The organism is Paratractidigestivibacter sp., from assembly GCF_052362415.1.
Taxonomy (GTDB): Bacteria; Actinomycetota; Coriobacteriia; order Coriobacteriales; family Atopobiaceae; genus Paratractidigestivibacter.
Genome location: NZ_DAWEMK010000083.1, coordinates 1664 through 2855, shown reverse-complemented (window position 1 = coordinate 2855; position 1192 = coordinate 1664). Strand labels below are relative to the sequence as shown.

The 1192-nt window shown below is 66.4% G+C and carries 3 protein-coding genes; all 3 read left to right on the top strand.

The features are described 5' to 3' along the window. On the top strand, positions 1–256 hold a 256-nt coding region (locus ACT84W_RS08075), incomplete at its 5' end, for an acyl carrier protein (RefSeq protein WP_444328833.1). A gap of 16 nt (positions 257–272) precedes the next feature. Continuing rightward, entirely contained in the window at positions 273–1001 is a 729-nt protein-coding gene (gene rnc / locus ACT84W_RS08070; protein WP_417574972.1) for a ribonuclease III, read from the top strand. Positions 1002–1097: 96 nt separating this feature from the next. Continuing rightward, positions 1098–1192, top strand: a 95-nt coding sequence (locus ACT84W_RS08065) for an AAA family ATPase (RefSeq protein WP_444328838.1), incomplete at its 3' end; no start/stop codon positions are given.

Here is a 1192-nt window from a genome sequence, read left to right as displayed (position 1 = left end):
CGCCCACGTAGGATCCATGGTGCGCAAGGAGATTCTCGTGCAGGTCATCCAGGTCGTCGGCGTGACCCTCGAGGTCGCCGAGGGCGTCGAGCTCACCGAGGACACCAACCTGAAGGAGCTCGGGGCCGATTCCTTCGACCTCCTCGAGCTCGTGACCGCCCTCGAGGACGAGTTCGGCCTCACCCTCGACGACGACGACGTCGAGAAGATCGCGACCATCGGCCAGGTCGTCGACGCGATCAAGAACGCCGAGTAGGCGCGGGGGCGGGCTCTTGAAGATGCACAAGCGCGTGGAGGCCGCGGAGCAGATCTGCGGCCACGTGTTCACGGACAAGACGCTGCTCGAGCGTGCGCTCACGCACCCCTCCGCCGTGGAGGGGGCGCGCACGAAGCTCAGCTACGAGCGCCTCGAGTTCCTCGGCGACTCGGTGCTGGGCGCCATCGTGGCGACCGACATCTACGAGCGCTTCCCGTCGATGGACGAGGGCGAGCTCTCGCAGCTCAAGATCGCCCTGGTCTCGGGCAACATGCTCTCGATGATCTCCGAGGACCTGGGCATCGCCCCTCTCATCGTCATGGGCGAGTCCGAGAAGGGCACGCAGGCCCGGGGCATGCACTCCGCGCTTGAGAACGTCTACGAGTCCATCGTGGGCGCCCTCTACCTCGACGCCGGCTACGACGCCACCCATGAGTTCGTGCAGCGCACGCTGGGCCCGCACGTGAGCACCGACCTCGCAAAGAAGCCCATCAGCGCCAAGTCTCGCCTTCAGGAGGTCACCCAGCGCGATATGCGCTGCGGCCCGGAGTACAAGCTCGTCTCTGAGGAAGGCCCCGCCCACACGCCCACGTTCACCTCGGTCGCCATGGTCGAGGGCCGCAGGATCGGCCGCGGCCAGGGCCACTCGAAGAAGTCCTCCGAGAGCGCGGCGGCGGCCGACGCCCTCGTCAACCTCGGCTACGCCCAGGAGGGCGAGTTCGACCACGAGGGTTTCACCAACTAGCCGCGCCTCCCGCGCCCGCACCCCGAAAGGCACACTCGCTTGTATCTGAAGTCGCTCACACTCAAGGGATTCAAGTCCTTCGCGGACAAGACCCAGATGGTCTTCGACCCCGGCCTCAACGTGGTCGTGGGCCCCAACGGCTCCGGCAAGTCGAACGTGTCCGACTCCATATTGTGGTTCCTGGGCGAGCA